Raw genomic sequence first — 22,789 nt, forward strand, 5'->3', positions numbered from 1 at the left:
GGGGGCGGGCCGTCGACGGCCCGCCCCCCGATTCGTCCCTGGCTCGTCCCCGGGTTCGTCCCCGGCTCGCCCCGGGTTCGTCCCCGATTCGCCCCCGGTTCCCCCGGGTTCGTCCCCGGCTCGTCCCCGGTTTCTCCGGCGGGTCAGAGCTGGGTGACGTCCAGCTCGCCCTCCGCGTACTGCTTGCGGATCACCTTCTTGTCGAACTTGCCGACGCTGGTCTTCGGGACCGCCGGCACGATCGCCCAGCGCTCCGGCAGCTGCCACTTGGCGATGCCGCCCTCGGTGGCGAGGAAGTCCCGCAGGGTCGCGTAGTCGGCGGTCTCACCCTCCTTGAGGACGACGGTCGCGAGCGGGCGCTCGCCCCACTTCTCGTCCGGGACGGCGACGACGGCGGCCTCGGCGACGGCCGGGTGGGCCATGATCGCGTTCTCGAGCTCGACGCTGGAGATCCACTCGCCGCCGGACTTGATGACGTCCTTGGCGCGGTCGGTGAGGGTGAGGAAACCGTCGGGGCTGATCACGCCGACGTCGCCGGTCTTCAGCCAGCCGTCCTCGCTGAACTTGTCCTCGGGCCGGATCGGGTCGGCGCCGACGCCGCCGAAGTACGCGCCCGCGATCCAGGTGCCGCGCACCTCCAGCTCGCCGGCGGACTCGCCGTCCCAGGGCAGGTGCTCGCCGGAGGGACCGACGAGCCGGCCCTCGACGCCCGCGGGGAAACGTCCCTGCGTGACGCGGTACGGCCACTCCTCCTCCGGGGTCAGCCCGGCCGGCGGGTGCGCCATCGTGCCGAGCGGGGAGGTCTCCGTCATGCCCCAGGCGTGACAGAGGCGGACGCCCAGCTTGTCGTACGCCTCCATGAGGGAGGGCGGGCAGGCGGCGCCGCCGATGGTGACCTGCTTCATGGAGGAGAGGTCGCGCGGGTTGGCGGTGACCTCGGCGAGCAGGCCCTGCCAGATGGTGGGGACGGCGGCGGCGTGGCTGGGCTTCTCGCGCTCGATCATCTCGGCGAGCGGGGCCGGCTGGAGGAAGCGGTCCGGCATGAGCATGTTGATGCCGGTCATGAAGGTGGCGTGCGGCAGGCCCCAGGCGTTGACGTGGAACTGCGGGACGACGACCAGGGTCGTGTCCTTGTCCGTCAGGCCCATCGACTCGGTCATGTTCACCTGCATGGAGTGCAGGTAGATCGACCGGTGGGAGTAGACGACGCCCTTCGGGTCGCCGGTGGTGCCGGAGGTGTAGCACATGGCGGCGGCCGTGCGCTCGTCGAGCTCGGGCCAGTCGTAGGTGGTCGGGCGGCCCGCGATCAGCTCCTCGTACTCGTGGACGCGCGGGGCGGCGCCGTCGAGGAGGGAGCGGTCGCCGGGGCCCGCGACGACGACGTGCTCGACCGTCGGCAGGTGCGGCAGGAGCGGGGCGAGGAGGGGGAGCAGGGAGCCGTTGACGAGGACGACCCGGTCGGCGGCGTGGTTGACGATGAAGGCCAGCTGCTCGGGGGGAAGCCGCAGGTTGAGGGTGTGCAGGACGGCGCCCATGGAGGGGAGCGCGAAGTACGCCTCGACGTGCTCGGCGTTGTTCCACATCAGCGTCGCCGTGGGCTCGCCCGGCTGGACGCCCAGCTCGTCGCGGAGCGCGTTGGCGAGCTGGGCGGCGCGGTCGCCGATCTCGGCGAAGGTGCGGCGCTGCGGCTCCGGCTCGCCGGTCCAGGTCGTGACGGTCGACCGCCCGTGGACCCGTCGACCGTGTTCGAGGATGCGGCTGATGGTGAGCTGTACGTCCTGCATGGTGCTGTACACGGGGCGTCCTCCCGGTGGGCGCTACGTGGCCTACGTGGCAGTAAGGATGTGCAGATTCTGCGCACGTACCGCGCGGTATGTCACTACCCGGGAGTACCGAAATTGCCAGTGATCACTGGCAGATGTCAACGGCCGGCCTGTGATCGAGCGCTCGGTGGGCTTGCGGCGGGGCGCTCGGCGGGCCTGTGATCGAGTGCTTGGTGGGCCTGTGACCGGGCCCTCGGGGGCCTGTGATCGAGCGCTCGGTGGGCTTGCGGCGGGGCACTCGGGGGCCTGTGACGGACGCCCGGCGGGCCTGCGGCGAGGCGCTCGGGGGGCCTGTGACCGGCCCCTCGGGGACCCGTGACCGGGCGCTCGGTGGGCCTGTGACTGGGCCCTCGGGTGCCTGTGACCGGGTGCCCGGCGGGCCTGCGACCGCGCCCTCGGGGACCTGTGACCGGGTGCCCGGCGGGCATGCGACCGGGCCCTCGGGGGCCGGCGCCTCGGCGGGTCTCAGGCGCCGACCCCCGCCGTCAGTTCCGGGTCCTCGCGGAGGCGGCCCAGGGCGCGGGAGACGGCGCTCTTCACCGTGCCGACGGAGACCCCGAGGACCTCGGCCGTCTGGGCCTCGCTGAGGTCCTCGTAGTACCGCAGCACGACCATCTGCCGCTGCCGCTCGGGGAGCTTCATCACGGCGCGCCACATGGCGTCGTGGAGGACCTGGCGCTCGGCCGGGTCCGGCTCGGCCGGGCCGGAGGGCTCGGGGAGCTCCTCGCAGACGAACTCCTCGACCTTGCGCTTGCGCCACTGCGAGGTGCGCGTGTTCACCAGCGCCCGGCGCACGTACCCGTCGAGCGCCCGGTGGTCCTCGATCCGCTCCCAGGCCACGAAGGTCTTGGTGAGCGCGGTCTGGAGCAGGTCCTCGGCATCGCTCGGGTTCGCGGTCAGCGAGCGGGCGGTGCGCAGCAGCAGCGGCTGCCGGGCCTTCACGAAGGAGGAGAAGGAGGGGTACGCGAACGGGCGCGGGCCCTGCCGCGGCGAGGTGCGCGGGGCCGTGCGCTGTCCGGGCCGGGTGGCGGCCGTGGAGGCGCCGGCGCAGACGGGGCCAGTGGGTGGCGGAGTCATGGTTCCACGCTAGGAGCGGCGGGGTCCGGGCGGATCGGCCCCAGGTCCCGAACCCGGCTCCCCCTCAGGTCGGAGTCGTCGGGGTGCCCCCACCTCCTCTGGGTGGAGCCGCCGTCACCCGGGGGTCAGGGTCGGCCCGGGGACGGCGGGGCGCGTACGGGTCCGCCCCTGGGTCCGCCCCCGTGTCCGCTCCTGTGCCCGCTCAGGTGTCCGTGCCCAGGACCAGGCCCGAGGTGGGGACGCCCGTACCGGCCGTGACCAGGGCCCGGGCCGCGCCGGGCACCTGGTTCACAGAGGTGCCCCGCAGCTGCCGCACCGCCTCCGCGATGCCGTTCATCCCGTGGAGGTACGCCTCGCCCAGCTGGCCCCCGTGGGTGTTGATCGGCAGCGCGTCCGCCGCCACGAAGTCCCCGCCCTCGCCCGGCCCGCAGAAGCCGAACTCCTCCAGCTGCATGAGCACGAAGGGGGTGAAGTGGTCGTAGAGGACGCCCACGTCGATGTCGGCCGGGCGGAGCCCCGAGGTCTGCCACAACTGCCGTGCCACGACGCCCATCTCGGGCAGCCCGGTCAGCCCGTCCCGGTAGAAGCTGGTCATGGCCTCCTGCCTGCGGCCCGCGCCCTGCGCCGCCGCGAGGACGACGGCGGGCGGGTGCCGCAGGTCGCGGGCGCGCTCGGCGGTGGTGACGACGATCGCCTGGCCGCCGTCGGTCTCCTGGCAGCAGTCGAGGAGCCGGAGCGGCTCCGCGATCCAGCGGGAGGCGGCGTGCTCGGCGAGGGTGATCGGCTTGCCGTGGAAGTACGCGGCGGGGTTGGTCGCCGCGTATCTGCGGTCGGTGACGGCGACGTGCCCGAAGACCTCCGGCGTGAGCCCGTACACGTGGAGGTAGCGCTGGGCGGCCATGGCGACCCAGGAGGCGGGGGTGAGCAGCCCGAAGGGCAGCTGCCAGCCGAGCGCGGCGCCCTCGGCGGAGGGCTCGCGCCGCTGCACGCCGGAGCCGAAGCGGCGCCCCGACCGCTCGTTGAAGGCCCGGTAGCAGACGACGACCTCGGCGACGCCCGCCGCGACGGCGAGCGCGGCCTGCTGGACGGTGGCGCAGGCGGCGCCGCCGCCGTAGTGGACGCGGGAGAAGAAGGTGAGTTCGCCGATGCCGGCCGCCTGGGCGACGGTGATCTCGGGGCTGGTGTCCATGGTGAAGGTGACGAGTCCGTCCACGTCCCCGGGGCTCAGCCCGGCGTCGTCGAGGGCGGTGCGGACCGCCTCGACGGCGAGGGAGAGCTCGCTGCGGCCGGAGTCCTTGGAGAACTCGGTGGCGCCGATGCCAGCGACGGCCGCCCGGCCGCCGAGTCCGTCGGGGCGGAGCAGGCTCATCGGGGCACCTCCACGGTGACCGTGCCGGTGACGTGGTGGCCGAGGCGGTTGGTCCCGACGATCCGGACGACGGCGGTGACGGTGCCCGCCGGGCCGTCGGCCGCATCGGTCACGTCGGCCACGGCCACATCAGCCACATCAGCCACGTCGGCCGCATCGGCCACATCGGCGATGCCGGCCACGTCGGCCACATCGGCGGTGTCGGTCACGTCGGCCACATCGACCACGTCGGTCACCACATCCACCGTTCCGGTCAACGTCATCGTGTCCCCCGGGTAGTTGGGGGCGCCGAGCCGGATGGCGACCTTGCGGAGCACCGCGCGCGGGCCGAAGTGGTCGGTGACGTACCGGCCGACGAGGCCGTTGGTGGTCAGGATGTTCATGAAGACGTCCGGGGAGCCCTTCTCCCGCGCGGCCTCGGCGTCGTGGTGCACGTCCTGGTAGTCGCGGGAGGCGACGGCCCCGGCCACGATCAGGGTGCGGGTGACGGGGATCTCCAGCGGCGGCAGCACGTCACCGGCCTTCATGCCGGTTCCCCCTTCGCGAGCAGGTCGCCGAGTTCGGCCAGGAGTTCGGTGCCGTGCCCCAGGTAGGCGTCGAGCTGCCGGCCCCACAGGAAGTGCCGGTGGACGGGGTGGTCGAGGTCGGCGCCCGTGCCGCCGTGCAGGTGCTGGCCGCTGTGCACGACCCGCTTGCCGGCCTCCGAGGCCCACCAGGCGGCGGTCAGCGCCGCCGCGGCGTTGCCGAGACCGGCGTCGGACCGCCAGGCCGCCTCGTAGGCGGTGACCCGGATGGACTCGGTGTCCATGTGGGCGTCGGCGGCGCGCAGTTGGACCGCCTGCCGGGTGGCGAGCGGCCGCCCGAACTGCTCCCGTACGGAGGTGTGCGCGACCGCCCGTGCCAGCGAACCGGCGCAGACACCCGCCTGGAGACCGGCGAAGGCGGTACGGGCGGCGGCGAGCACGTCCTCGTACGCCTCCGGCCCCGGCCCGGCCCCCAGCCGCTCGGCGGGCGTCCCGTCGAGCACCGGCCGCCCCGCCGACCAGGGCGCGGTCAGTTCGACGGGTTCGACGGCGGCGAGGTCCTCGGTCCGCACCAGCCACAGGGTCCGGTCCGCGTCCGGTACGAGGACGTGGGTGGCGTCCCGCAGCCACGGCACCCAGCCGACGGTCCCGGTGAGCCGCCCGCCGCGTGCCGTGACCGCGCCGGTGGCGGTGGCGGTGGCGGGGACGGTGGCGGGGTCGGGGACGCGGACGGTGGCCGTGACCGCGCCGGTGGCGGGGAAGGCGCCCGTCGCGACGGCGGACCCGTCCCGCAGGCCCGGCAGGAGGCGGGCGCGCTGCTCCTCGGTGCCGTGCCGGGCGACGGCGAGGATCCCGTACACCCCGGTCGCGGCGAGCGGCACCTGGGCCGTCACCCGGCCCTGCTCCTCCAGGAGGAGGACGAGGCCGAGCAGGCCGATCTCCTCGACGGCGGCGGGCAGTCCGGCCGCGCACAGCGCCTTCCACAGCTCGGCGTCCGTGCCGGTGCCGGCGGCCACCAGCCGCTCGTGCGTGGAGAGGTCGCCGAGGATCCGGGCGGCCAGCTCCCGTGCGGCCTCCTGCTCCTCGGTGGGCGTGAAGTCCATGTCAGCGCTCCCCTTCCCGGGGCTCCGAGGCGTCCCCGCCGTCCCCGCCGTCCTCGTCTCCGGCCCCAGCTCCAGCTCCGGCTCCGGCTCCGGCTCCGGCTCCGGCTCCGGCGGCGTACACGGCGCGGAAGACGGGCAGCACCAGCTCCTCGTCGATCCGCTGGAACTCCAGCCGGACCGGCATCCCGATCCGGACCTTGTCGTACGGCACCCCCACCACGTTCGCGATCATCCGGACGCCCTCGGCCAGCTCGATCAGACCGACCGCGTACGGCGGGTCGAAGGCCGGGAAGGGCGGGTGGTGCATGACCACGTACGAGTAGACCGTCCCCGCGCCGCCCGCCTCGACGGTGTCCCACTCCGCCGCCCCGCAGGCGTTGCACCCCGGCAGCCAGGGGAAGCGGAGGGTCCCGCAGGCCGTGCACCACTGGATCAGCAGCCGGTGCGCCGCGACGCCCTCCCAGAACCCGGCGTTGTCCCGGTTGACCACCGGCCGGGGCCGCCGCGGGCGGTCCGGGGCCTTCGCGGGGCGGTCGGCGGGGGCGTACTTGAGGATCCGGAAGCGGTGGGTGCCGGCGAGCTCGCCCCCCGCCCGGACGTCCATCCGGGTGGTCACGAAGTGGCCGGTGCCGAGCTTGGTGGTCTTGCGCGGCGAGACGGACTCGACGACGGCCTCGAAGGTGATCTCGTCGCCGGGCCGGAGCGGGCGCAGGTACTCCTGCTCGCAGTCGGTGGCGACCACCGAGGTGTATCCGGCGCCGTCGAGGAGGCCGAGCAGCTCCCCGTACGCCTCCGATCGGTCCTCGTGCCCGGAGAGCCCGCCCATCGTCCACGCCTGGAGCATGGTCGGCGGCGCCACCGCGTCCGGCCCCCGGTACGCCGGGTGCGCGTCCCCCATGGCCTCGCACCAGTGCCGGATCATCGGCAGGTTCACCGGGTCCTTGCCCCGCCCCCCGACGGCCGCGGGCCGCCCTTCGTACGCCTTCAGGAGCGCGTACAACGCGTCCTGCCCAGGCTGCCCGGCCTGCCCGCCCGGTCCGCCCCGTCCCTCCTGCCCACCCGGTCCGCTCGGCCCACCCCGCCCTTCCTGCCCGCCCGCTCCGCTCGGCCCACCCCGCCCTTCCTGCCCACCCCGTCCTTCCTCCGCACCCCGCCCCTCCTGCGCGCCCGGTCCGCTCGGCCCACCCCGCCCTTCCTCCGCGCCCCGCCTCTCCTGCGCGCCCTGTCCTTCCTGCCCGCCCCGCCCCTCCTGCGCGCCCCGTCCTTCCTGCGCGCCCCGCTCACCCTGCCCGCCCCGCTCCTGCCCGCCCCGCTCCTCCCCGACCCGCTCCTGTCCGCCCCGCTCCTGTCCGGTCCCGCTCATCGCCGGCCCCTTCCCCGCATGCCGAGCCGGGCCCGCGCGACGATCTCGCGCTGCACCTCGCTCACCCCTCCCCCGAAGGTGTTGATCTGGGCGGCGCGGTTCATCCGCTCCAGCTCGCCGTCGTCGTACGCCCCCGGCGAGCCCGCCCGCACCACGCCCGCGCCGCCCGCGATCTCCTGGCAGATCCGGTAGACCTCCACCGCCGATTCGGTGCCGGCGAACTTCACTCCGCTGGCGTCGCCTGGGGTCAGCCGACCGGCCCCCACGTCCCCCACCAGACGCCAGCTGAGCAGGCGCGTCGCCGCGAGCCGGGCGTGCGCCTCGGCGGCCCGGATCCGCACCCACGGCTCGTCGGTCCGGCGCCGCCCGCTCACCGGATCGGGGGTGCGGGCGCGGTCGAGCGCGGCGGCGAAGAAGTCCTCCGCCTGCATGCCGATCGCGGCGAGCGCGACCCGCTCGTGGTTGAGCTGCTCGGTGATCAGCGCCCAGCCGCCGTTCTCCTCCCCGACCAGGTTTCCGGCCGGGACCCGGATCCCGTCGTAGTAGGTCGCGGTGGTGGTGAGCCCGCCGACCGTGTCGATCGGGGTCCAGGAGAAGCCCGGGGCGTCCGTGGGGACGAGGAGGAGGGAGATGCCCCGGTGCGGGGGCGCCTCGGGGTCGGTGCGGCAGGCGAGCCAGATCCAGTCGGCGTTCTGCGCGTTGGAGGTGAAGATCTTCTGCCCGTCGACGACCCAGGAGTCGCCGTCGCGCACCGCCCGGGTCCGCAGCGAGGCCAGGTCCGTACCGGCCTCGGGCTCGCTGTAGCCGATCGCGAAGACGCACTCGCCGCGCAGGATCCGCGGCAGGAAGGCGGCCTTCTGCTCCTCGGTGCCGTACCGCATGAGGGTGGGGCCCACGGTGTTGAGGGTGACCATCGAGACGGGGGCGCCCGCCCGGTACGCCTCGTCGAAGAAGACGAACTGCTCGTCGGGGCCACGGCCGCCGCCGCCGTACTCCTCCGGCCAGCCGAGGCCCAGGAGCCCGTCGGCGCCGATCCTCCGCAGCAGCCGGCGCTGCGCGGCGCCGTCGCTCGCGGGCGGCGGCCCGTCGGGCATCGTCTCGCGGAAGTACGCGCGGAGTTCGGCGCGCAGCCGGAGCTGCCGCTCGGTCGGGGCGAGGTGCACGGGACGGCCTCCCGGGGCGGCGACGACGAAGGTTTCTGACTATCCGTCAGATCCCATCACCTCGTCAAGGTCACCTCGTGAAGGTCGCCGCGTGAAGGTCGCCGCGTCACGGCGCCCTGACGGAAACGGCGAGGCACGCCGGCGGAAACGGCGAGACACGGCCGCGGAAAGGGCGAGGCACGCCCGCGAAACGGCGAGGCGGCCCGCGCGACCGGTACCGAAGTACCGGCGCGCGGGCCGCCGTTCACACCGCGGTCACGCCCCCTCGGGCCGGGCCCGTGGGCTGGTCACCACCACGGGTAGAAGTTGACCGTGTTGTTCGCCTGCGAGATGTGGGTGAAGGCGGAGCCGTTCACGCTCGCCGTGTTGTTCTGGTTGGAGGCACCGGAGCCGGTCGCCACCTGCTGCGTGGTGGTCGAGTTGCCGTTGTTGTCGCCACCCACGCCGCTGCCGATGATCGTGGCGACGCTCGTGTTCGATCCGTCGTCCGCGAAACCGCCGTTGTCGGCCTGCGCCACGCCGCCGAAGAGGGCTGCGGCGAGCGGCAGGGCGACGACGGCGGCGGCGATGCGGGCGGTACGGATGCTTGCCATGTCTGTTCCTCCGGGAACTGAAGCCAGTCTGCTGTGCACGGAAATGCGGATCACTGAAGGCAGGCCATGAACTCCGGCCCTGACCAGGGAAGTTGGCCGACCGCCCCGGTCGTTTTCTGCTCGACGTCGCGAATCCAGAGTTGCCCACCGAATCCCCGGCGAACCACCCCGGAGCACCCGATTCCCCCGCAAGCGTGAGGACAAGCCGATAAACCCTTCGTAGCCGAGAAACCCCCAGCTCACCGCGGACGGCACCCGCGAAACCACCCCGGATCCGTTACGCCGCAAGGGAGGAAGCGTTCCGCCAGAACCCCCGACAAACCGGACCGCACACGGCACCGACCACCCCCTCAACCCCGCACAAGAAGAGGACCCCCAAAAAGACGTTCTACTCGCTCGCGACCGCAGCCTCGAAGGCGGCGTACGCCCTCGCGTCGAAAAGCACGAACCGCACCTCCTCGACCCCCGTCCCCGCCGCCGCGACCTGCCGCACGGCGTCGACCGCGATCCGCGCCCCGTCGTCGATCGGCCAGCGGTAGACCCCCGTGGAGATCGCCGGAAAGGCGACGGTACGAGCACCCAACTCATCGGCCACCCGCAGGGATTCGCGATAGCAGGACGCCAGCAGCGCCGACCGGTCCTCGCTCTCCGACCAGACGGGCCCCACGGTGTGGATCACATGCCGCGCCGGCAACCGCCCGCCCGTCGTCGCGACCGCCCGCCCGGTCGGCAGCCCCTTCCCGTACCGCGCCGCCCGCAGCTCCCGGCAAGCGGCGAGGATCTCCGGCCCGCCCTTCCGATGGATCGCGCCGTCGACACCCCCACCCCCGTACAGCGACGAGTTCGCGGCGTTCACCACCGCGTCCACCACCTCCTCGGTGATGTCCCCCCGCACCAGCACGATCCGCACCACGCCACCCGCCTCCGTCCCACACTCCCCACACTCCCCACACTCCCCACCATCCTCCCGCCACCCGCCCCCCACGGCACGCGGAATACCACCGCCCCCTACACGCCGCCCACGGAGCCCTCGGCGGCCACGACCACCTGATAGGCGTCCTCGTAGAGGATCCGCCCGGGATCCGAGGACTCCAGCCGCCGGCACTCGACACCATGGGCGGCGAGCAGCTCCAGATACCCGTCCACGCGCGCGATGAGCTCGACGGCGGACGCCTTGAACCACGCCACCGCCCCGGGGTGCACGGCCGGGTCGTACACGGAGGGGTCGACACGGCTCGGATTCGGGTAGTGGACGTCGTACCAGTCGTTGGCCGCCCGCCAGAAGCGGTACTGCTCCTCACTCAACCGCCCCTGCGCCGCCAGTTCGTTGGCAAGCACGAAAACCCCGGGAAAGTGCCCGCGCGGATGCCGGACGACCCCCTGGAACCTGACGAACCGCGCCCCTTCCACGCCCCCGCCCCCTCCCCCGCCACTCCCGTTCCGCCCCGCAAACGGGCACGAGCCCCCGACCGGACACACCGGCCGAAGGCTCGCGCACACCGCGGTGGGTGTGGGATTTGAACCCACGGAGACATCGCTGCCTCGACGGTTTTCAAGACCGTTCCCTTAGGCCGCTCGGGCAACCCACCCTCGCTCCGGACCGTTTGGGGCGGAGCGGGCTACAGCGTACCGGGTGGGGAGAGGAGGCGGCGGGCCGCCGGACGGGGCGGGGGATTCGCGGAGGGTTGGGGTGTGTGCCCGGAATGATTCTGTAATGCCATGAGTGCCTGGAGATCGCCGCGATCGCCGCGATCGCCGGACTAAAGCCCCCTTCACGACATCTCCACATTCCTTGAGAAGAACAGAGGGTCGCAGGGTGCAGGGCACGATCGACGGGTCAGCTATGACATGGTCACGCCACTCGTGGGATGGATGATGGCCTGCCCGGGCAGCTCGGCTTCCAGGTGAGCGGGACGGAGAAGCCCCGTACGGAAGCGTCAGGGCCTCCAAGGGCATCTACGGCCTTAGGGCCTCCGAGGGTACGAAGAACGGCGCCGGGGGGTTCTGGTTCTCCCTGGCGCCGTTTTCGTGGCCCTACGCGCGCGTGCGTCAGCTGTCGCCGGTGCGCTCGCCGAGGATCACCGTCGTGGTCGCCGTCTTGCCGTCGCGCTCGTAGGTGATCTTCACCGAGTCGCCCGGCTTGTGCGTCCAGATCTCGCTGATGAGCGACGGGCCGCTGTCGATGGGGTGGTCGCCGAAGGCCGTGATCACGTCGCCGGGCCGCAGGCCCGCCTTGGCCGCCGGGCCGCTCGGCGTCACCGCGTCCGTGCCGCCCGCGCCCTGCTCGGCGATCCGTGCGCCCTCGCCCTTGTCGTTCATGTTCACGGTCGCGCCGATCACCGGGTAGACCGGCTTGCCGGTCTTGATCAGCTGCTCGGCCACCGCCTTCGCCTGGTTCACCGGGATCGCGAAGCCGAGGCCGATGGAGCCCGCCTGCGACTGGCCGTAGCTGCCGCCGGTGGACTGGATCGCCGAGTTGATGCCGATCACCGCGCCGGCCGCGTCGAGCAGCGGACCGCCCGAGTTGCCGGGGTTGATCGAGGCGTCGGTCTGCAGGGCGCTCATGTACGAGTTGCTGCCGCCGCCGTCGCCCGAGGCCACCGGACGGTTCTTGGCGCTGATGATGCCGGTCGTCACCGTGTTGGAGAGGCCGAAGGGGGCGCCGATCGCGATCGTCGAGTCGCCGACCGCCACCTTGTCCGAGTCGCCCAGCGGCAGCGGCTTCAGCCCCTTCGGGGCCTTCTTGAGCTTGATCACGGCCACGTCGTAGCCCTCGGCCCGGCCGACGACCTCGGCGTCGTACGTCCGGCCGTCCGAGAAGGTCGCGGAGAGCGTGCCGCCCTCCGCCGCCGACGCCACCACGTGGTTGTTGGTGACGATGTGGCCCTCCCGGTCGTAGACGAAACCGGTGCCGGTGCCGCCCTCGCCCTGGACGCCGCCCGACTTGGCCCGGATGGTGACCACGCTCGGCAGCGCCTTCGCGGCGACCGCCGCGACCGTGCCCGGCTCCCGCTTGAAGGAGGCGGGGGCGTCGCCGGAGGAGACCGTCGTGGACGCCGTGCCGCCGTCCTCGCGCTGGGCCGCCCAGTACCCGATGCCGCCGCCGATCCCGCCGGCGACGAGCGCCGCCACGAGGACCGCCGCGACGAGCCCGCCGGTGCGCCTGCGCGGCGCGGACTGGTCCGCGGGCAGGGCCGGGACCGGCTCGCCCCAGGCCGGGACGGTCGGAGGCGCCGGCGGCCAGCCGCCGCCCCCGGCGGCCGCCGCCGCGTGTTCGGGGGCGTGCACGGGCGCGTACGGGGCGGATGCGGGCACCGAAGGTACGGGAGCGGGAGCGGGGGCGGCAGCCGGGGGCGCGGGCGGGAGCGGCGGCTGGATCCTGGTCGTCTCGTCCGCGCCCGACGGCGCCGCGGGCTGCTGCGCCCGCGGGGCCTCCTCGGGCTGCTGCGGGACCTGCCCGGTCGGCTGCGCGGCGGGCGGCGCGGCCGGCGGCGGGGTGGTGGGGGCGGGCGGCGTGGCGGGGGCGGACGGGGCAGTCGGGTCCGCCGGAACCTCGGTGCCCTCGTTCTCGGTGCTCACAGCTCGCTCTCCTCGTTCACGGCGCGGGGACGGTGACGGTCGCTCCAGGGTGCTGGGCACAGCTTTTCCCACCAGGCGTCAGGCCGCGGTAAGGCGGAGCTGTGCGTACGCACCCCATTCTTTATATCCGGGCAGAACGGGCAGGTCCGGTGTGCCCCGGCCGCCCTGCCAATGGCACCATGACGCGGTGACCCACGCACGGCAGCAACCGCACCCCGGCCCCGTCCAGGTCGTCGCCCACCGAGGAGCCTCGGAAGACGCGCCGGAACACACCCTGGCCGCCTACGTGAAGGCCATCGAGGACGGCGCCGACGCCCTGGAGTGCGACGTCCGGCTCACGGCCGACGGGCACCTGGTCTGCGTCCACGACCGCCGCGTCGACCGTACGTCGAACGGCCGCGGGGCTGTCTCCACGCTCGAACTCGCCGACCTGTCCGCGCTGGACTTCGGCGCCTGGAAGAAGTTCAAGGAACGCGAGGACTCCGGCGAGCCCGGCGAGATCCCCGACTGGGGCGACCCCGAGTACACCTCGGTCCTCACCCTGGAGCGCCTCCTGGAGCTGGTCTCCGACGCGGGCCGGCGGGTCGAGCTCGCCATCGAGACCAAGCACCCCACCCGCTGGGCGGGCCAGGTCGAGGAGCGGCTCCTCGCGCTCCTGGAGCGTTTCGGCCTGCACGCGCCCGTGGCACCCGAGGAGTCCCCGGTACGGATCATGAGCTTCTCGGCCCGCTCCCTGCACCGGATCAACACCGCCGCGCCGACGCTCCCGACCGTCTCGCTCGCCCAGTTCGTCACCCCCCGGCTGCGCGACGGACGCCTCCCCGCGGGCGCGCGCGTGGCGGGTCCCTCCATCCGGATCGTCCGTCACCATCCGGCCGTCATCCTGCGCCTGCAGAAGGCCGGCCACCCGGTCCACGTCTGGACGGTGGACGATCCGGAGGACGTCGAACTCTGTCTGCGCCTGGGCGTCGACGCGATCATCACCAACCGCCCCAAGGCCGTCCTCGAACAGCTCGGACGCTCCTGAACCACGCCCCCGGGCGCTCCGCCGGGGCGCCCGGGGGGTGCGCACCGGCGCGTTCGGCGCGTACGCGATCGTCACTTGTGCTCCACCCCACCCGGAACAGGCGGTTTCCGGTCGCGGTCACCGGGGCATCCACACCGTGGCGTGGGGCGAAGGAGGTCTCGGGGGTGGCGTTGGTGGTGGCACAGAAGGTGCCCACGTCGTCGAGCATGGCCGTACCCCATGGCCCTGCGGGCGTGGGGGAAGCGCGACACCGGATGCGGGACGAGCTGTACCGCGGCGGGGTGTCGGAATCGGTCGTCGACGACGCGGTCCTGATCCTGTCCGAACTGCTCAGCAACGCCTACCGGCACGGCAGGCCGCTGGGCCGGGCGGACCGGGGAGAGGGCGACGTGCTGGCGGCCTGGCGGCTCGATCCGTCGGGCGGGCTGACGATCGAGGTGACGGACGGAGGCGGTCCCACGAGACCCGTCCCGTCGACGCCCTCGGTCACTGCACGCGGCGGACGCGGGCTCACCATCATCGGCGCCCTGGCCCAGGACTGGGGCGTGCGCGACAGCGCGACGGGCGAGGTCACCGTCTGGGTGATCGTCACGGAGGGCCACCGCCGCGAGGACTTCGCGGCCCGGGTCGGCTCCGGCGGCTCCGGCTTCGACCTCCTCGACGCGTACGACGACCTGGACTGAGGCGGCGGGCCCGGCCCCGGACCCGGGCTCGGGCTCGCCGCCGGCCCACCGGGGGTTCCTTTCCGGCCCACCGGGGGTTCCTTTCCGACCCGCCGGGGTTCCGTTCCGACCCACCGGGGGTCCCTTCCAGGGCGCCCGGCCGCGTTCCGGTGCGGGGTGCGCGGGGTTCGTTTCCGGCCTGTTCGGGGATACGGCTCCGGGGCCGGCGGGCGCGTCGGCGGAGCCCGTATCCGATCCGCGGGCGGAGCTCGTATCCGATCCGTCGGGTGGTCATGGCACGGCTGAGCTTGTGGCGGCGTCCGGGCGGCTAGGCTCGCGCCCGACACAGCACCGCGATCGGGAGAAAGCCACACCATGGCCAAGAAGCGCCCCCAGACGAAGGCCGGCAAGAGCGGCCAGGCACAGGTCACGAACGGGGAGATCCCGGTCGTCGGCGCGCGCGAGCCGTGCCCGTGCGGTTCGGGCCGCCGCTACAAGGCGTGCCACGGCCGGGCCGCCGCGCACGCCGTGACCGAGCACGTCCAGCGCCCCTTCGAGGGCCTGCCGGGCGAGTGCGACCTGGTCGCGCTGCGCGAGCTGGTGCCCGCCGCCACCGTGCCGCTCACCCTCAAGGGCGGGCTGCCCGAGGGCGTTCCGTCGGTGACGCTGGCGACGGTCCTGCCGATGGCGTGGCCCGCGCTCCGCCGCGACGACGGCTCCGTCCTGCTCGCCCTGCAGAACGACGGCACCTCCGGCGACCTGTCCCGCGACCTCGCCGACACCCTCCAGCGCGCGCTGGAGACCGAGCCCGGCAACCCGGTGCCGCCGCGCCGCGTCGAGCCCGAGGGCCCGCGCCTCCAGGACCTGCTCGACACGGACGCGCCCTTCGTGCCCGAGGTGCACACCGGATTCGAATTCTGGATCCCGAAGTCGGCGGACGGCGCCGAGCCCGAGGTCGCCGCCTCCCTGGAGCGGGCCAACGCCGCCGCGATCCCCACGGAGAAGCTGGCCTCGGTCGACGCCGCCTACTGGTGCGAGACCCCGGACAAGAACCACCTGCGCTGGGTCATGCCGCACCCGGAGGAGAAGCTCCTCGACGCGCTCGCCCGCCTCCAGGCCGCCGGCACCACCTCGCTCGGCCCGGACACCCGTCTCGTCGGCTCCTTCCGCGCCCACGGCCTGATGGTCCCGGTGTGGGACCTGCCGTCGGCGATGACCGCCGAGCAGTGCGAGAAGCCCGCCGCCGAGTTCGCCGGGCGACTGGCCGAGGCGCTCGCCGTGGACACCCCGCTCACCGCCGAGGAGCGTCGTGCGCGCGGCGGCCTCACGAACCGTCAGGTCACTCTCAGCTGATACCCCAGGTGGTATCGGTGACTGACAGACCGATCAGTCGGTGACTTCCGCCACAGCGGTACCTACGGAGCGGTAAATCCCTGTCCGAATAACCGAGATCGAATTTGCGAACCGCAGATCTCTTGTTACCGTTCTGGAAGCCCGGTCGCTGGTGCATCCCCCGTCGCCAGCGACCGGGCGTTTCCATGTCCGCCCCGCCGTCGCGCCCGGGCGGTTTCTCAACTCGCTTCGTCCTCGGCCGTGTTGCTGCCCGAGCGGAGCAGCAGCGGTGCGTCGCCGCCTTCTTCCTTCCCCGCGAATTCCGCCACCGCCGTATGCGCGCGTGCGGCGCCCGTACCCGGCTCCCTCGGGGTCTCGCAGGTGTCCGGCTCGTCCCGCGCGGGGACCGCGCACCGCACCTGGACCGTCCGGCCGCCGGGCGCCATGAGGGTCAGAATCGCGTCGATCTCCCGGCCGGTGGCATTGCGGTAGTAGGTCCGCGCCCAGACGTCTGGACCCTCGGACAGGACGCAGGTCTGCGCCTCGACGCCCTCGGGCGAGGCGAGTTCGGGACCGCAGCGGCTGACCCGCTCGGGCGCGCCCGCGGCGGCGGCGTTCGGGACGGCGGCCGTCGGGGCGGCGGTGGCACGCGCGCGTGCGGGGGCCGGCACCGGAGCGGCGGGCCGGGCACTCTCGCCGGTACGGCCCGCTCCGCCGATACGGTCCTCCCCGCCGGTACGGCCCGCTCCGCCGATACGGTCCCCTCCGCCGGTACGGTCCGCTCCCCCCGTCACGTCCTCCCCGCCGAGCCCCAGCTCGCCCAGCAGCCCGCCGGACGCCCCGCCCGGCTTGGCGTCACCCGCCGGAGCGTGGGCCGTCGACGGTGGTGCTTCGTCCGGCTGGCCCGCCGTGGCGGCCAGGGGGACGAGGACGGCGAGCGCGACGGCGGTGCCGAGGCCGGCCATGCGGAGTTGCGCCGGACTCAGCCGACTCATGCGACCCACCTGCTCTGTTCGGGGACCGTTCCCGGCCGGGAACGATCACGGACGGTGGGCCGAACCTACCCGCGCCGGAGGGGCGCCCGGCGGGCCGCGCGCCGGATTCCCGTACGCGTCGGCCCGGGACACACCCGTTCGGGTGAACGGTCAGTAGGCGAGCCGGCTGCCGCCGCCGGGGGTGGCCGTGCTCGCCGCGACCAGGGCGTCGACGACCGCCTCCACGTCCGGCAGCCAGGGGCGGGCCGAGCCGGCGAGCGGCTCCCGCTCCCAGCGGACCTGCCCGGTGCCCGCCGTGGACGGCGGCAGCAGCAGATAGCCGCCCTCGCCGTGGAACCGAAGCGAGCTCGGCACGCTGTCCTTCGTGTACAGCAGCTCGCCGAGTCGTTCGAGGTCGTACGGGGCGACCAGGATCGACCAGCGGGTCGGCGTCGCCACCACCGGGCCGAGCCGCATGCCCATCGCGTCGAGGTCCCGCAGGGCACGGGCGCCGGCGAGCGCCGGGAGGCTCACCGCGCAGGGGGCGCGGCCGCCGGTGGCCAGCACGATGGGGGCGTCCGGGCGCCGGGTCCACCACCAGCTGATCATCCGCTCGTCGGTGGTGGCGGCCAGCAGGCCCGGGTCGAAGGGGTGGGCGCCGGGGACCACGCACTCCGGGTCGGGACAGGCGCACACCGGCCCGTCGCCGCCGCCGGTCCGCGACACGCCCCCGGACCGCTCGGCCGGACGCCCGCCACCGGACTTCTCCGCACGGCCCGTGCCGGACCGCTCCGCTACGGCGGCTCCGGAGACGGCCCGCAGGCCGCGGCGGCGGGAGGTCTTCGCCGTACCGGCGGGCTCCGCCAGGCCCACTCCCGGCAGGACCGGCCAGTCCCACTCGACCGCGAAGCCGACCGCCGCGTCCTGCCGTGCGGTCCTCGCCTTGCGCCGGGACCGGAGCCTGCGTCGCCTTCCGAGGATCTCGCGCATGAGCGCTCGTTCCTTTCCGTTGAACGCCGAATCCACATCACACCATGTGCAGATCTCTTCACCGTGCGTATCAGCGCGTACAGCGTCGGCGGTGCGTCGCCCTGCCGAGGGCGGGGCCGGCCGGAACGGGGCCGGGTCACAGTCAGGTCGAAGCCGGTTCAGAACACGATCCCCGCCACGCGGGGAGGGGCTGCGGCCTGCGGCCCGTACGACGCCGGGGTTCCGCTTCTCGATCCCGGGGCGCCGTCAACTGCCCCTGCCTGTCATCGATTACGTACCCCACACGCTCAGAATGACGCGCTTTCAAACGACGCCAGTCGACCGCAAATGGTGCACACTGGGGGCAATTTTCAGCCAACTTCCAGCCCACTTCAACCCCTGCGCACAAGCTCGCGGAACGCCACCCGGACACCACAAGTCCCATCGGGACAATGCTGGACATCGCTCCTCGGGTGCGTGTACATGTGGAGACATCGAGCGGCGCAATATGACATGGGGGTTTGCGATGCCATGGCGTCAAACGCACCGGTCGGAAAGCCGACCGAGATGAGCACCCCGCACCTGCCGAAACATCTGCAGCAACACCTTCCGAAAGTGGCCGGAATCGACTCCACGGTTCCCGCGCCACCGCACACTAAGGCGCCTCTCGCGGGCGTCCCCGCCGCCGCGGCACCGGCCGACGCGGCCCCCGGACCCGGCGCCCAGATCACGGACCGCCTGGCCGGCTGGGTCTCCGACCTCACCACCCTCCACGAACTCACCGAGCGGCTCATCAGGACCGCCACCCTCGACGAGGCCCTGCACGAGCTCCTCGGCGCCGGGGCCGCCCTCGTCGGCGCCCGACGCGGCATGGCCGTCCTCGAACCCGCCGACGGCCTCGGCCCCACCGCCACCATCGGCCTCGGCCTCGCCCACGCCGACCTCGGCACCATCGAGACCGTCCCCCGCGGCGCCACCAGCTACGGCCGCCTCCTCGACGGGCTCCCCGACCCGTCCGACCCGGACCGCGTCCCGGAACCCATCGCCATCCACGACGTCCGCACCGAGGAAGGCCTCGACCCCCGCCACCGCGAGGTCGCCGCCCGACTCGGCTACGCCGCCAGCTACGCCCTCCCCCTCGCCACCGAGGAGGCCGGCCGGATCGGCGCCGGCGTCTGGCTCTACGACGAACCGGCCGCCCCCACCGACCGCCAGCGCCACCTCATCGGCCTCTACGGCCGCTTCGCCACCGAGCACCTCGCCCACCTCCTCCAGGTCGAGCGGGCCCGCGTCCAGGTCGCCACGGTCGCCGAGGAGCTGCTCCCGAGCCGGCTCCCCCGCGTCCCCGGGGTCCGGCTCGCCGCCCGCCACCGCACCGGCCCCCGGGGCGGCGGCGACTGGTACGACGCGCTGCCGCTCCCCGAGGGCGCCCTCGGGCTCTCCGTCGGCTCCGTCTCCGGCACCGGGCCCAGCGCGCTCGCCGCAATGGGAAGGCTGCGCGCCTCGCTGCGCGCGTACGCGGTGATGGAGGGCGAGGACCCGGTCGCCGTCCTCTCCGACCTGGAGCTGCTGCTCCGGCTCACCGAGCCGGCCCGCTCGGCCACCGCCCTCTTCGCCTACGCCGAGCCGGCCCACCGCCGGCTCGTCCTGGCCGGCGCCGGCCACACCCCGCCGCTGCTGATCGGCGAGCGCCGCACCGAGTACGTGGAGACCTCCCTCTCCGCCCCGCTCGGCATGCTCTCCTGCTGGGAGGCGCCCAGCGTGGAGCTGTCCCCCGCGCCAGGAGAAACGGTGCTGCTGTACACGGACGGGCTGCTGCGGCGTACCGGCGACCCGATCGACCGGGCCTTCGCCCGGCTCCACGCGGCCGCCGCGAGCGTGCCCAGGACGGACCGGGACGATCCGGGCGCGATCGCCGATCACGTCCTGCGGACCGTGCTCCCGGACGGGCTCGACCCGGCGGTGGAGGGCGAGGACGTGGTGCTGCTCGCCGCCCGCTTCGACTGATCCCACCGGTGACCGCACGGCTCCCGCGGTGATCGCACGGCTCCCACGGTGACCGCACGGCTCCCACGGTGACCGCACGGCTCCGGCGATGACCGCACGGTGATGGGCCTTCCGGCCCTGGGCCCCCTTCCGTACGACCGTACGATGGAGGGGGTTCAGTGTCGTACCAAGAGGAGGCAGACCCGTGGCCGATGAGCTCACTCCGGAGACCCCGGACGAGGCCGAGGAGCCGATCAAGCAGCGGAAGAACGGCCTGTACCAGGGCGTGTCCGACGAGCTGGCCGAGAGCATGAAGTCCGGCTGGGCCGACACGGAGCTGACCGGCCTCGCGCCGATCCCGCAGGCCGAGCGGACCGCCGCCCGGCGCGCCGCGCTCTCCGCCCGCTTCCCGGGCGAGCGCCTGGTGATCCCGGCCGGCAACCTGAAGACCCGGTCGAACGACACCGAGTACAGCTTCCGCGCCTCCACCGAGTACGCGTACCTCACCGGCGACCAGACCCACGACGGCGTCCTCGTCCTGGAGCCGACCGCGACCGGCCACGACGCCACGATCTACCTGCTGCCCCGCTCGGACCGCGAGAACGGCGAGTTCTGGCTCGACGGCATGGGCGAGCTGTGGGTCGGCCGCCGCCACTCCCTCACCGAGGCGGAGCAGCTGCTCGGCCTGCCGGCGAAGGACGTCCGCGAGCTGGCCGCCGCCCTCACCGAGGCCACCGGCCCGGTCCGTGCCGTGCGCGGCCACGACGCCGGCATCGAGGCGGCCCTCACCGACAAGGTCACCGCCGAGCGCGACGAGGAGCTGCGGGTCTTCCTCTCCGAGGCCCGGCTGGTCAAGGACGACTTCGAGATCGCCGAGCTGGAGAAGGCCTGCGCCTCCACCGCCCGCGGCTTCGAGGACGTCGTGAAGGTCCTCGACAAGGCCGAGGCCACCAGCGAGCGCTACATCGAGGGCACCTTCTTCCTGCGCGCCCGCGTCGAGGGCAACGACGTCGGCTACGGCACCATCGCCGCCGCCGGCCCGCACGCCTGCACCCTGCACTGGGTCCGCAACGACGGCGCCGTCCGCTCCGGCGACCTGCTCCTGCTCGACGCCGGCGTCGAGACCACCGAGCTGTACACCGCCGACGTCACCCGCACCCTGCCCATCAACGGCCGGTACACCGACGTCCAGCGCAAGATCTACGACGCCGTGTACGAGGCGCAGGAGGCGGGCATCGCCGCGGTGAAGCCCGGCGCCGCCTACCGCGACTTCCACGACGCCGCCCAGCGGGTGCTCGCCGAGAAGCTCGTCGAGTGGGGCCTCGTCGAGGGCCCGGCCGAGCGCGTCCTGGAGCTGGGCCTCCAGCGCCGCTGGACCCTGCACGGCACCGGCCACATGCTCGGCATGGACGTCCACGACTGCGCCGCCGCGCGCACCGAGGCGTACGTCGACACCACCCTGGAGCCGGGCATGTGCCTGACCGTCGAGCCGGGGCTGTACTTCCAGGCCGACGACCTGACCGTGCCGGAGGAGTACCGCGGCATCGGCGTCCGGATCGAGGACGACATCCTCGTCACGGAGGACGGCAACCGGAACCTGTCGGACCAGCTGCCCCGCCGGTCGGACGAGGTCGAGGCGTGGATGGCCGGCCTGAAGGGCTGACGCCCCACGCGTACGGGCCCCGTCGGCGACCTCGCCGACGGGGCCTCGTCATGCCAGCAGGAGGGACGGACTGTCCTTCCACTTCAGGATCTTGTCGAAGCTGACGACCGCCCCGCCCCGGCCCGAGCGGCCGAACTGGACGTGGTCGGAGAGCTCCTCGATCAGGCGCAGGCCGCGGCCGCTCTCGGCGTCCGGCCGGGCGGCCGGGGCGGACGCGTGCGGCGTCCCCGGGAAGCCCGGGCCGGCGTCGGCGACCTCGATGCGGCAGGTCTCGCCGTCGAGGAAGGCCGTCACCCGGTACGCCTCCGAGGCCCGGCCCGCGGCGGCGGTGCCGCCGTGCTCGACCGCGTTGGCACACGCCTCGGTCAGGGCCACCGACAGCTCGTAGGAGACGTCGGGATCCACCCCGGCCGTCTCCATGGTGCCGAGGAACAGGCGCCGGGCGAGCGGCACGCTCGCGGCCTCGCGCCGCAGATGGAGTGACCACCAGATGCTCATGCTCCAGCCTCCCGGCAGCGGCTCGACATACCCCTAGCTATTGCCGGGGACGGCCCTCCGTAAGCGCGTGAACCGGTCAAGAGCGCCCGTTCGGCGGATGCGAGGGGCCCCGGGGCCGGTGTATGTCCGGGGTAGACCCCGGTGGATATCCGGGGTATGTCCCGGTGGATGTCCTCCCGAACACTCCCAAGGCCGACCTTGCGGACCTGCCTCCTGCGGGCGGGTGCCCTGGTGCGATGATGGGGCCGCCATGTCTGCCCCCGCGCTCGCTCCACGGCTGCTGAGGGCCGCGGTGTTCACCGCGGTCTGCGTCGTGCTGTCCGCGCTCGGCCACGCCCTCGCCGCCTGCGCGGGCATCGCCCTGTGGACCCTCCTCGCCGGCTTCCTCGGCGTCTTCGGGGTCACGGTCCTGCTCACCGGGCGCGAGCGCTCGCTCGGCTTCGTCGTCGCGACCCTCGCGGGCGGACAGCTGGGGCTCCATCTCCTCTTCGGCCTCGGACAGCGGCAGCTCGCGCTGAGCGCCCAGGCCGACGACGCCCTCGTCCGGATGGCGGCCAAGCTCGTCTGCGGCTCGGGCGCGGCCAACCTCACCCCCGGCGACGCCGCCGGGATCCTCAGCCGGGCCGGGATCGACCCGGCGGCCACGTCCGCCCACGCGGGCCTGCACGGGGCCGCCGCCGCGCCCGCCGACGCGCTGCTGCCGAGCCTGCCGATGGCCCTCGGGCATCTGCTCGCCGCCCTGGTGGCCGGCTGGCTGCTGCGCCGGGGCGACCTGGCCCTCGTCCGGCTCGTGGAGCTCTCCGAGCAGCGCGCCGGCGAGCTCGCCGAGGGGGTGCCCGTACGCTCCCTGCGCGCCGCGCTCCGGCTCGTCCGGGCCCTGCTCGCCGGCCTGGCGGCGCTGGCCCCGGCCGGTCCGCGCGGCCGGCTCCGCACCGCCCTCGACTCCCCGCCGCCGCCGGTGGCCGGGGCACTCCAGCACACGGTGATCCGCCGCGGCCCGCCGGCCGCCGCCTGCGTCCTCGCAGCCTGACGCGGTCCGCTCCAGGGGGAGCGGGGCCGCGCCCGTCCGCGCCCCTCCGCCCCG

Annotated in this window: 20 protein-coding genes and 1 tRNA gene; 6 read left to right on the top strand and 15 right to left on the bottom strand. The window is 74.0% G+C overall.

Annotation, left to right across the window (positions count from 1 at the left end):
- Nucleotides 1–143: 143 nt before the first annotated feature.
- The 12 genes from HHL19_RS32630 to HHL19_RS32685 form a co-directional block, all read right to left on the bottom strand.
- Nucleotides 144–1,796, bottom strand: coding sequence for a long-chain fatty acid--CoA ligase (locus tag HHL19_RS32630; protein WP_169093990.1), 1,653 nt, complete (start codon nucleotides 1,794–1,796; stop codon nucleotides 144–146).
- A gap of 492 nt (nucleotides 1,797–2,288) precedes the next feature.
- The gene (locus HHL19_RS32635) at nucleotides 2,289–2,900 is read right to left on the bottom strand and encodes a SigE family RNA polymerase sigma factor (RefSeq protein WP_169093991.1); all 612 of its coding nucleotides are present in this window, start codon (nucleotides 2,898–2,900) and stop codon (nucleotides 2,289–2,291) included.
- A gap of 202 nt (nucleotides 2,901–3,102) precedes the next feature.
- Complete coding sequence (locus tag HHL19_RS32640; protein WP_169093992.1) at nucleotides 3,103–4,269, bottom strand: lipid-transfer protein; 1,167 nt, start codon at nucleotides 4,267–4,269, stop codon at nucleotides 3,103–3,105.
- Entirely contained in the window at nucleotides 4,266–4,796 is a 531-nt protein-coding gene (locus tag HHL19_RS38310; RefSeq protein WP_169093993.1) for a MaoC/PaaZ C-terminal domain-containing protein, read from the bottom strand. Before HHL19_RS38310 ends, HHL19_RS32640 begins: the two co-directional genes overlap by 4 nt.
- Nucleotides 4,793–5,896 (bottom strand): acyl-CoA dehydrogenase family protein, encoded by a 1,104-nt coding sequence (locus HHL19_RS32650; protein WP_169093994.1) that lies wholly within the window; start codon nucleotides 5,894–5,896, stop codon nucleotides 4,793–4,795. Before HHL19_RS32650 ends, HHL19_RS38310 begins: the two co-directional genes overlap by 4 nt.
- Before the next feature lies 1 nt (nucleotide 5,897).
- Nucleotides 5,898–6,896: an OB-fold domain-containing protein gene (locus HHL19_RS32655; protein WP_169093995.1), complete on the bottom strand. Its 999-nt coding sequence runs from the start codon at nucleotides 6,894–6,896 to the stop codon at nucleotides 5,898–5,900.
- Nucleotides 6,897–7,255: 359 nt separating this feature from the next.
- Nucleotides 7,256–8,422 (bottom strand): acyl-CoA dehydrogenase family protein, encoded by a 1,167-nt coding sequence (locus HHL19_RS32660; RefSeq protein WP_169093996.1) that lies wholly within the window; start codon nucleotides 8,420–8,422, stop codon nucleotides 7,256–7,258.
- A gap of 287 nt (nucleotides 8,423–8,709) precedes the next feature.
- Nucleotides 8,710–9,015, bottom strand: coding sequence for a hypothetical protein (locus tag HHL19_RS32665; protein ID WP_043224849.1), 306 nt, complete (start codon nucleotides 9,013–9,015; stop codon nucleotides 8,710–8,712).
- Between the two features lie 388 nt (nucleotides 9,016–9,403).
- Nucleotides 9,404–9,928, bottom strand: a complete 525-nt coding sequence (locus HHL19_RS32670) for an O-acetyl-ADP-ribose deacetylase (RefSeq protein ID WP_169093997.1) — start codon at nucleotides 9,926–9,928, stop codon at nucleotides 9,404–9,406.
- A 95-nt stretch (nucleotides 9,929–10,023) separates the two neighbouring features.
- The gene (locus tag HHL19_RS32675; RefSeq protein WP_169093998.1) at nucleotides 10,024–10,425 is read right to left on the bottom strand and encodes a hypothetical protein; all 402 of its coding nucleotides are present in this window, start codon (nucleotides 10,423–10,425) and stop codon (nucleotides 10,024–10,026) included.
- Between the two features lie 92 nt (nucleotides 10,426–10,517).
- A tRNA-Ser gene (locus HHL19_RS32680) sits at nucleotides 10,518–10,604 on the bottom strand.
- A 460-nt stretch (nucleotides 10,605–11,064) separates the two neighbouring features.
- On the bottom strand, nucleotides 11,065–12,594 hold the full coding sequence (locus HHL19_RS32685; RefSeq protein WP_169093999.1) for a trypsin-like peptidase domain-containing protein: 1,530 nt from the start codon (nucleotides 12,592–12,594) through the stop codon (nucleotides 11,065–11,067).
- A 187-nt stretch (nucleotides 12,595–12,781) separates the two neighbouring features.
- On the opposite strand from HHL19_RS32685, the gene HHL19_RS32690 reads away from it, so the two are divergent.
- The 3 genes from HHL19_RS32690 to HHL19_RS32700 all read left to right on the top strand — a co-directional run bounded on the left by HHL19_RS32690 (nucleotide 12,782) and on the right by HHL19_RS32700 (nucleotide 15,636).
- Nucleotides 12,782–13,621, top strand: a complete 840-nt coding sequence (locus HHL19_RS32690) for a glycerophosphodiester phosphodiesterase (protein ID WP_169094000.1) — start codon at nucleotides 12,782–12,784, stop codon at nucleotides 13,619–13,621.
- 77 nt (nucleotides 13,622–13,698) lie between these two features.
- Entirely contained in the window at nucleotides 13,699–14,304 is a 606-nt protein-coding gene (locus tag HHL19_RS32695; RefSeq protein ID WP_169094001.1) for an ATP-binding protein, read from the top strand.
- A gap of 354 nt (nucleotides 14,305–14,658) precedes the next feature.
- Nucleotides 14,659–15,636, top strand: coding sequence for a DUF5926 family protein (locus tag HHL19_RS32700; protein ID WP_169094002.1), 978 nt, complete (start codon nucleotides 14,659–14,661; stop codon nucleotides 15,634–15,636).
- Between the two features lie 218 nt (nucleotides 15,637–15,854).
- Here HHL19_RS32700 and HHL19_RS32705 read toward each other — a convergent pair whose 3' ends face one another.
- Together HHL19_RS32705 and HHL19_RS37910 are read right to left on the bottom strand one after the other, a co-directional pair.
- Nucleotides 15,855–16,610, bottom strand: coding sequence for a hypothetical protein (locus tag HHL19_RS32705; protein WP_169094003.1), 756 nt, complete (start codon nucleotides 16,608–16,610; stop codon nucleotides 15,855–15,857).
- 150 nt (nucleotides 16,611–16,760) lie between these two features.
- Nucleotides 16,761–17,579, bottom strand: a complete 819-nt coding sequence (locus HHL19_RS37910; protein ID WP_240982020.1) for a bifunctional DNA primase/polymerase — start codon at nucleotides 17,577–17,579, stop codon at nucleotides 16,761–16,763.
- 492 nt (nucleotides 17,580–18,071) lie between these two features.
- Between HHL19_RS37910 and HHL19_RS32720 the strand changes: the two genes are divergently transcribed.
- On the top strand, nucleotides 18,072–19,565 hold the full coding sequence (locus HHL19_RS32720; RefSeq protein ID WP_169094004.1) for a PP2C family protein-serine/threonine phosphatase: 1,494 nt from the start codon (nucleotides 18,072–18,074) through the stop codon (nucleotides 19,563–19,565).
- A 184-nt stretch (nucleotides 19,566–19,749) separates the two neighbouring features.
- Nucleotides 19,750–21,207: an aminopeptidase P family protein gene (locus HHL19_RS32725; protein ID WP_169094005.1), complete on the top strand. Its 1,458-nt coding sequence runs from the start codon at nucleotides 19,750–19,752 to the stop codon at nucleotides 21,205–21,207.
- A 48-nt stretch (nucleotides 21,208–21,255) separates the two neighbouring features.
- Here the strand turns inward: HHL19_RS32725 and HHL19_RS32730 are convergent, their stop codons facing one another.
- Nucleotides 21,256–21,705 carry an ATP-binding protein gene (locus HHL19_RS32730; RefSeq protein WP_169094006.1) on the bottom strand — a complete coding sequence of 150 codons (450 nt, stop codon included), beginning with the start codon at nucleotides 21,703–21,705 and terminating at the stop codon, nucleotides 21,256–21,258.
- A 250-nt stretch (nucleotides 21,706–21,955) separates the two neighbouring features.
- On the opposite strand from HHL19_RS32730, the gene HHL19_RS32735 reads away from it, so the two are divergent.
- Nucleotides 21,956–22,735, top strand: a complete 780-nt coding sequence (locus HHL19_RS32735) for a hypothetical protein (RefSeq protein ID WP_169094007.1) — start codon at nucleotides 21,956–21,958, stop codon at nucleotides 22,733–22,735.
- Nucleotides 22,736–22,789: the final 54 nt, after the last annotated feature.

Origin of the sequence: Streptomyces sp. R302 (genome assembly GCF_012927245.1) — a bacterium.
Taxonomy (GTDB): Bacteria; Actinomycetota; Actinomycetes; order Streptomycetales; family Streptomycetaceae; genus Streptomyces.

What these genes read in the sequence shown, in the direction of transcription:
- HHL19_RS32635 (WP_169093991.1), bottom strand. Translation starts at nt 2,900, where the DNA reads ATGACTCCGCCACCCACTGGCCCCGTCTGCGCCGGCGCCTCCACGGCC.
- HHL19_RS32720 (WP_169094004.1), top strand. Translation starts at nt 18,072, where the DNA reads ATGGGGGTTTGCGATGCCATGGCGTCAAACGCACCGGTCGGAAAGCCG.
- HHL19_RS32700 (WP_169094002.1), top strand. Translation starts at nt 14,659, where the DNA reads ATGGCCAAGAAGCGCCCCCAGACGAAGGCCGGCAAGAGCGGCCAGGCA.
- HHL19_RS38310 (WP_169093993.1), bottom strand. Translation starts at nt 4,796, where the DNA reads ATGAAGGCCGGTGACGTGCTGCCGCCGCTGGAGATCCCCGTCACCCGC.
- HHL19_RS32650 (WP_169093994.1), bottom strand. Translation starts at nt 5,896, where the DNA reads ATGGACTTCACGCCCACCGAGGAGCAGGAGGCCGCACGGGAGCTGGCC.
- HHL19_RS32705 (WP_169094003.1), bottom strand. Translation starts at nt 16,610, where the DNA reads ATGAGTCGGCTGAGTCCGGCGCAACTCCGCATGGCCGGCCTCGGCACC.
- HHL19_RS37910 (WP_240982020.1), bottom strand. Translation starts at nt 17,579, where the DNA reads ATGCGCGAGATCCTCGGAAGGCGACGCAGGCTCCGGTCCCGGCGCAAG.
- HHL19_RS32640 (WP_169093992.1), bottom strand. Translation starts at nt 4,269, where the DNA reads ATGAGCCTGCTCCGCCCCGACGGACTCGGCGGCCGGGCGGCCGTCGCT.
- HHL19_RS32730 (WP_169094006.1), bottom strand. Translation starts at nt 21,705, where the DNA reads ATGAGCATCTGGTGGTCACTCCATCTGCGGCGCGAGGCCGCGAGCGTG.
- HHL19_RS32665 (WP_043224849.1), bottom strand. Translation starts at nt 9,015, where the DNA reads ATGGCAAGCATCCGTACCGCCCGCATCGCCGCCGCCGTCGTCGCCCTG.
- HHL19_RS32735 (WP_169094007.1), top strand. Translation starts at nt 21,956, where the DNA reads ATGTCTGCCCCCGCGCTCGCTCCACGGCTGCTGAGGGCCGCGGTGTTC.